Annotated in this window: 7 protein-coding genes; 2 read left to right on the top strand and 5 right to left on the bottom strand. The window is 59.6% G+C overall.

Annotated elements, in window-relative coordinates; all coding sequences use genetic code 11:
• Nucleotides 1–463: 463 nt before the first annotated feature.
• Nucleotides 464–1,222, bottom strand: coding sequence for a sporulation transcription factor Spo0A (spo0A, locus tag ACQRD3_RS11515; protein WP_080906993.1), 759 nt, complete (start codon nt 1,220–1,222; stop codon nt 464–466).
• Between the two features lie 145 nt (nt 1,223–1,367).
• On the bottom strand, nt 1,368–2,438 hold the full coding sequence (gene spoIVB / locus ACQRD3_RS11510; RefSeq protein ID WP_427781471.1) for a SpoIVB peptidase: 1,071 nt from the start codon (nt 2,436–2,438) through the stop codon (nt 1,368–1,370).
• A gap of 289 nt (nt 2,439–2,727) precedes the next feature.
• On the opposite strand from spoIVB, the gene ACQRD3_RS11505 reads away from it, so the two are divergent.
• A complete protein-coding gene (locus tag ACQRD3_RS11505) occupies nt 2,728–3,240 on the top strand; it encodes a DUF6512 family protein (RefSeq protein WP_427781470.1) in 513 nt (170 codons plus the stop codon).
• A 208-nt stretch (nt 3,241–3,448) separates the two neighbouring features.
• Nucleotides 3,449–3,832, top strand: a complete 384-nt coding sequence (locus ACQRD3_RS11500) for a 3-hydroxyacyl-CoA dehydrogenase family protein (protein ID WP_427781469.1) — start codon at nt 3,449–3,451, stop codon at nt 3,830–3,832.
• A gap of 49 nt (nt 3,833–3,881) precedes the next feature.
• Here ACQRD3_RS11500 and ACQRD3_RS11495 read toward each other — a convergent pair whose 3' ends face one another.
• From ACQRD3_RS11495 to ACQRD3_RS11485, 3 genes are all read right to left on the bottom strand, one after another.
• On the bottom strand, nt 3,882–4,703 hold the full coding sequence (locus tag ACQRD3_RS11495) for a hypothetical protein (RefSeq protein WP_427781468.1): 822 nt from the start codon (nt 4,701–4,703) through the stop codon (nt 3,882–3,884).
• A gap of 170 nt (nt 4,704–4,873) precedes the next feature.
• Complete coding sequence (locus ACQRD3_RS11490) at nt 4,874–6,484, bottom strand: recombinase family protein (RefSeq protein ID WP_427781467.1); 1,611 nt, start codon at nt 6,482–6,484, stop codon at nt 4,874–4,876.
• Nucleotides 6,475–6,597 (bottom strand): hypothetical protein, encoded by a 123-nt coding sequence (locus tag ACQRD3_RS11485; protein ID WP_427781466.1) that lies wholly within the window; start codon nt 6,595–6,597, stop codon nt 6,475–6,477. Before ACQRD3_RS11485 ends, ACQRD3_RS11490 begins: the two co-directional genes overlap by 10 nt.
• Nucleotides 6,598–6,680: the final 83 nt, after the last annotated feature.

The following is a 6,680-nucleotide window of genomic DNA, read 5'->3' as shown; positions in this document are numbered from 1 at the left end:
CCCCTTTGGAACCCCCAGACAACAAAACAGGCTGAATATCTCGTACTTTTCCTGTGCTTGATGTTCAGCCTTTATTTGTTGTCAGCAGCCCGTTTCACGGTCTGCGTGTAGTTCTTTGTAAACTGACCTAGGGGACAGTAAAAACTTTAAGCAGCAGCAACCAGTGAATGCCGGCTGGAGCCGGCATTCGGCAGACTAAGCCGCAGATACGGCATCCAGTACAGCATGCTTTACCACGCCGGCTGCCACGTGTTTTCGAACTTTATGTGGAGCTTGTTCCTGTAAACATCACAGCGGAACGTCAATCCGCAGCAAAAAACAACACCCGGCTGACCGGATTAAAAGATCCGGTCAGCCGGGTGTATCGATTTTCCATAATAAAAAGACTTCGACACAGGATCCTGCTGTCGCGCCGGCCAGCCTCCCCGGCCTCGCGCGGTTTGAACCGCACAAAAAAGATCCCTCACTGCTCCTTTCTTTGGAGCTGGAGCCGGTCGGCAATCATAGCGATGAACTCACTGTTGGTGGGCTTCCCTTTGGCATTGGAAACGGTATAGCCGAAATACTTTTGCAGCGTCTCCAGGTCGCCCCGGTCCCACGCCACCTCAATGGCGTGGCGAATGGCCCGTTCCACCCGGCTGGCCGTGGTGCCGAACCGCTTGGCTACTTCGGGATAAAGGACTTTTGTCACCGCGTTGATAACATCCATATCCACCACGGCGATCATGATCGCTTCGCGCAAATACTGGTAGCCCTTTATGTGGGCCGGAACACCGATCTCGTGAATGATCGCAGTCACTGTGCTCTCCAGGCTCCTCCCCCGACTGATCGGCTCCTCCGAAAGGGGGCGCGCCACGGTGGTCACCTGGCGGATGCGTTCCACCACAGAAGTGGTCTTGCAAGGTTTCAGCATAAAATATTCCGCGCCGTTGGCTGCGGCAAGGTCGGCCAGCCCGCCTCCCGCAAAGCTGGACAACACTAAAATCTTCGGTTTTGTCTCCAGAGCGCTCAGAGAGGCCAGAACCTCCACTCCATCCATTTTCGCCAGGATCATGTCCATGACAACCACATCAGGCTTCCGCTTGGCACACAGAGAGACCGCCTCTTCCCCGTCTCCTGTATCTCCCACTACGGCAAGGTCACTTTCGGCGTCAATGGTCTCCACCAACAGGCGACGGAATTCCTCTCCTGCGTCCGCCACAAGAATCTTCTTCTTATCCATATTGACTCCCTTTCCGCTGCGTCTCGCCTGGCCAAGGCATGTTTACCGGTTGCCAATAATTTACCATAAATAGACAACAAACGCAATACAGTTTTGCCATTTTTTGGATAAGAAAAATTCGACCTCGTTCGACTTTTTCCAGTTTTTAGAAGTTTTTAGCTGTGCTGAGCATTCTTTCCGCCAGGATTCCATAACCCTGTGTGGGGTCTCCCACCAGCACATGGGTGACGGCCCCCACCAGACGGCCGTCCTGGACAATAGGGCTTCCGGACATTCCCTGCACAATGCCTCCGGTGGCCTCCAGCAGGGTGGGATCGGTCACTTTGATCATCAGATCCCGGCCATCTCCGCCCGCCGGAAAGATCTTTGTGATTTCCACCTCATAGGACTTTACGTCATCCCCCGAAATGTTGGAGTAAATGGCGGCTTTCCCGGTCTTTACCTGATCCCGGCTCGCCACTTCCACCGGCTCCAGGCCCGCGGCCAAACTGCCGTCGGACAGGGAACCGAAAATCCCCTGCGCGGTATTGGCCGTCAGCTCGCCCACATCCTTGGAAAGCTCAAAGGTGCCGTGGAGTTCCCCCGGCTCGCCCCGCTTCCCTTTTTTCACGTCAGTGACCGTGGCCTTCAGAACTCCGCCTGTCTCCAGTGGCATCAGCTGTGCGGTATCCACGTCGTTGACTCCGTGGCCCAGAGCTCCAAAGGCCCCGGTCTCCGGGTCATAATAGGTGATGGTGCCGATCCCGGCCATGGAGTCTCTCAGCCAGGCTCCCAGCTTGTACGATCCGTCGGAGACACACTGCACCGCCTGAGCGGTGACCTGAACCTCCCGGCCGTCCCGGAGCGCCCGGATGCTCATCTCCTCGCCGCCGATCCGGGCCAGCTGGCTCTGCACCTCTTCGATGGTGTCCACTTCGGCGCTGTTGATGTGTGTGATGATGTCCCCCTCTTTCAGCCCGCACGTCCGGGCAGGCGTCTCAGTTCCCCCCGCCGCCGGGATCTGTGAAAATCCCACCACCATCACGCCGTCTGAAAAAAGTTTGATCCCCACCGCCCGGCCCACCGGGACCAGGGTCCGAACCGACGCCGGGGCGCTCACCGGCGCTTCCTCCGCGGCCAGCGCGTCCTGTCCTCCCGACGCCAGCACCAGGGCCGCCGCCAGCGCCGCCGCCGCAGCCCGCACCGGTCCAACGCCCCCCAGCTGTTTCTTGTTCAATCGACCACCCCCATTTAAAATTCAAAACGACGCCAAAAGCGTCATCCCTAATATGGTCGAAAGCTCCGCCGGGAACCCTGGAAATGAACAGCCGCTTTGGCTGGGTCTGTTTTTCCGGCGCCGGGTTTGCAGGCGCTCCCGGTTTTATCCCGGCAAATGGGGGCAATCTCTCTTTTTTTGGAAAACAACATACTCTTTTCCCGGTTCCCTCCCGTATATTTTGAAGCCCCATTCATAGGTTATACTATCTCTGCAGGCGCTCCGCCCGCATCAAAAGGAGAGAACTGATATGAAACGCTGTTCCAAAAACACCTGGCTGACGTTTGTACTGGTCACTGTGGCGGGCGCCTGTCTGCATTTCGGGTACTCTCTCTGGCCCAATTTGCTCACCCAGCTGCTCTGTCCCATTCAGGAAAGCATCTGGGAACATTTGAAAATTTTGTTCTGGCCCGGCCTTGTCTCCGTGCTCATCCTCTCCCGGGGGGACGACAGCCGAACGTCCAGGATGGCCGCGCTGCTGCTCTCCTGCGTCCTCATGCTGGCATCCGGCTGGGTCCTCCACATCGTTTTAAAGGTTGCGCCCGTCTTTGCGGATGCGCTTCTCTATGTGCTTTTGATGGCACTGTGTCTGTTTCTGCCCTGTCTGGCGGAGCAGCCGCTCCGCCGCCTCCCCGCTCTTCCGGTGTTTGCTCTTGTGATCCTGCTGGCCGCCGCCATCCTGATCTTTTCCTTTGTTTTGCCCAAAAACATTCTTTTTCTGGACCTTTCCGGGGTAAATACCTGGGCCACGATCCCTTATTGAGGTTAACATTATTTTTCCCGTCCTGTATGCTTTTTAAAGAAGCATTTGGGAGGGATTGGCATGGAAAAAATCGGTGTTTACGGCAGCGGCGTCATCGGCGCCTGCGGGCGACCCTGTCCATCGGCAACGTCTTTGAGACGGTGGTGGGCCACAGTGCCGCCGGGCTGGCACGCTTCCGGGCCGCCAGGTCGTCCTGCTCCGCCGGGATGTGCCCGGGCTTCTGGTCAACCGCCTGGCCCAGGCCATGTTCCGCGAGTCGCTGTTTCTCATGGAGCAGGGGGTGGCCACAGCGGAGGACATCGACAAGGCCATCAAGCGGGCCGTAGGAAAACGCTATGCCTCCATTGGTCTGCTGGAGTATTTTGACGAGGTGGGCTTCGCTCTGGAGCGGGATATTGCCGCCAACGTCTCCCCCTCGCTCTGTGATGTCAAGGGCATTCAGAAGATCGTTCAAAAAGGGCTGGACAGCGGCAAAACCGGCGTGGCGGCCGGAGAGGGGCTCTACGACTGGTCCGGAAAAGACGTGGCGGAATTTCGGATGCGCAAACAGGCCCCCTATTTCGAAGATCTCAACTGGACTCTGCCCGAGTGACCGGGCAAAAGGAGGGCCGGCGGTACACCGCCGGCCCTTCTCCTATGTCTTATGTCAAAGCCAGCAGCGCCCGGGAAAGCTCGTCGGCCTGTCGGTAGACTCCATCGAAGTCCACGTGGGGATTGTAAAGCGCCTCCAGCCGGTCGTGGACAGCCTTTGCCTGGGCCAGCGCCTCCACACCTTCCTCCAAAAGCGCCGCCTGGACCTTCCTGGAAAATTTCAGCCGGGCCTTGTATTTGCGCAGCAGTTCTTCGTCTGCCATGGCGTCCAGCCGGATGCGGCGATAGGGCCGACCCGGATAGGACAGCGCGGGCGTGCTGGTGAGAAACGCCAGGGACTGCTCCGGGATCAGCAGATGCTCCGCCCGCTCGGGAAAAAGCGGGGACGGGCAGAGGATGACGTCGTAACCCGCCGACATGGCTCCGGACGCCAAAGCCGTCAGCATCCCGGAGCCCAGCCCCCAGGAGTCCGAGAGCTCATAGACTCTGCGGCACAACGTGTCCGCCGTATCAAAACGGCAGATCGCCCCCTGACAGGTGATGCCGCTGAGGAAGCGCTGGACAGCCCGCCCCGACTGACGGCCTGTCTTTTTGATTTCCCGCCCTAAAATGCCGCGGGCCCGTTTCAGGGCTTTTGCCTCCAGCGCGGGCGTCAAAAGCAGCGCGCGGCTGTCCTCCGCCAGCTGGGCCGCCGCCGTCAGACAGCGATAGGCCCGTTTGTAGTGTCCCTTGTAGCCGTCCATGGCTGCGGACAGCTCCTCCCGCAGCGGTTCCAGGCCCTCCCGATCATAGAACCGCCCCAGATCCACGTAGCTCTCCACCGCTCCGGGCAGTTTGGGCTCTATGACATGGGAGAGGGTTTCCAAGTCCACGCGCTCCTTTTTAAGGCAAGACCGCATCATGGGGCAAGAGCGATTTGCTTCAAAATTTTGCGTCGGAACCAGGCGCGCAAACACAGGAATCCTTGGTGGATTTTAAGTTTTCGCAACAAGGTCATGGCGGAAATTTTAACAACGCGCCGCCGTCTTTGTGCGGTGCCGCCTTAAAACTTCCAGTGGATCCGCACCTCCTGCCGCCCTGTCTCAGGGTCTTTTTCCCCCACCTCGACCTTCTCCACCGCCAGGACGAACAGTTCCCGGGGAACAGGGTCCAACCGCAGGAGCTCCCGGACGCGCTCTGCCGCTCCGCCGCCGTCCTCCGCCCCGTTCACGCGCTCCACTTCCCGCCGCAGTTCCTCTCTGTGCCGGATCATATGCGCTCTCTCCTTCTGGAACTCCCGGTTCATGGAGCAAAACTCCTCTTCTCCCAGGAGCCCGGACACCCGGTCCAGGTAGAGGGTCTTCAGCGCGGCTGCGCGGGCTTCGATCTGCCCTTCCAGCGTTCGCAGGTCTTTTTGCAGCGCAGTCACCCGGTCGGCCGCCTGCTCCCGCGGGGAGAACCGCTGAAGATCGCCCGGCTCCCAGCATCCCGCAAGGTGCGTCCGCAGCCGCTCCGACACCAGCTCGACCAGATCATCCAGCCGGACGGAGTGCCGGGAGCACAGCGCTCTCCCGCCGCCCGCCGCCGACCGGCTGCACCGCAGATAGCTCACCCGCTTCTCGCCCGGCTGGCCGTTGGATGTCCGGGCCATGGTGGAACCGCACTCCGCGCACTTCACCAATCCTGCCAGCACATGGACTTCCCCCCGTCCGTCGGCCTTCCTTCGCGGGCGGAGCAGCTCCTGCACCTGCCGAAAAGTCTCCGGATCTATGATGGCCTCATGGGTGCCGGGCACCCGGTACCACTGCTCCTCCGGCACATCCGCGGTGCGTTTGGATTTGTAGCTGACCTTCTTTTTCCGCCCCTGCACCATGACGCCGGCATACATCTCATTGTGCAGGATCCGGGACACGGCGGTCTTGTTCCAGCACCCACCGCCCGCTCCACTTCCATTGACATAATTCATACCAAGTTTCTGCTTGTGCCGGGTGGGATTGTCGATGCCCCGCCGGTTCAGCAGCGCCGCAATACGCTGGGCCCCGCAGCCCTCCAAAGACCAGCGGTAGATCTGACGCACCACGGGCGCCGCCGTCTCGTCCACCACCAGTTTGTTTTTATCCGCAGGATCCTTCCGATACCCGTAGAGGGGGAAGCCGCCGATATACTGTCCCTGCCGGCGCTTGAAGTCGAACACCATGCGGATGTTCTCCGACAGGTCCTCCAGGTACCACTCGTTGATCAGCCCGTTGATCTGGCGGGCTTTTTTGCTGCCTTTTACGTCGGTGTCCACATGGTCCGCAAGGGCGACAAAGCGGATCCCCCACTGGGGAAACCTGCCGTGAATATACTTCTCCACCAGCTCCATATCCCGGGTAAAGCGGGACTGGCTCTTGCAGAGGATGATCTGAAACCTTCCGGCCTCTGCGTCCCGGAGCATCCGGCTGAAGTCGGGCCGGTGGGCGTCCGCGCCGGAAAAATCCTCGTCACAGTACAGATTGTAAATGTCCCAGCCCCGCTCCACCGCATACTTCACCAGCATGGATTTCTGATTTTGAATGCTCTCGGATTCCGGCTGCTGTTTGTCTTCGTCCTCTTTGCTCAGGCGGCAGTAGATCGCACACAGCACGGACTCTCCCCCCTCATTTTGGCGCCGGTCCGCTTGATCTACGGACACAGCCGGATCTCCAGATACCGCTTTACGATACGGCTGACCGCCGCCTTTCTCGCCTGCACATCCGCGGAGCGAAACGTCTCCTTCACCACAAACTGCGTGGGCTTGCGTTTCATATGCGATCCCCCCTGCCTGATGGATATGCAGGGGCACCGCCGTCATATGAAAAGCAGGCGGTCCGTCCTGCGTCCGGGGGCCC

The sequence above is a fragment of the Candidatus Pseudoscillospira sp. SGI.172 genome (assembly GCF_050313575.1).
In the GTDB taxonomy this organism is placed as follows: domain Bacteria; phylum Bacillota; class Clostridia; order Oscillospirales; family Oscillospiraceae; genus Vermiculatibacterium.
Note: the sequence above shows the minus strand (reverse complement) of the source record. Positions and strands in the feature narration are given on the sequence as shown.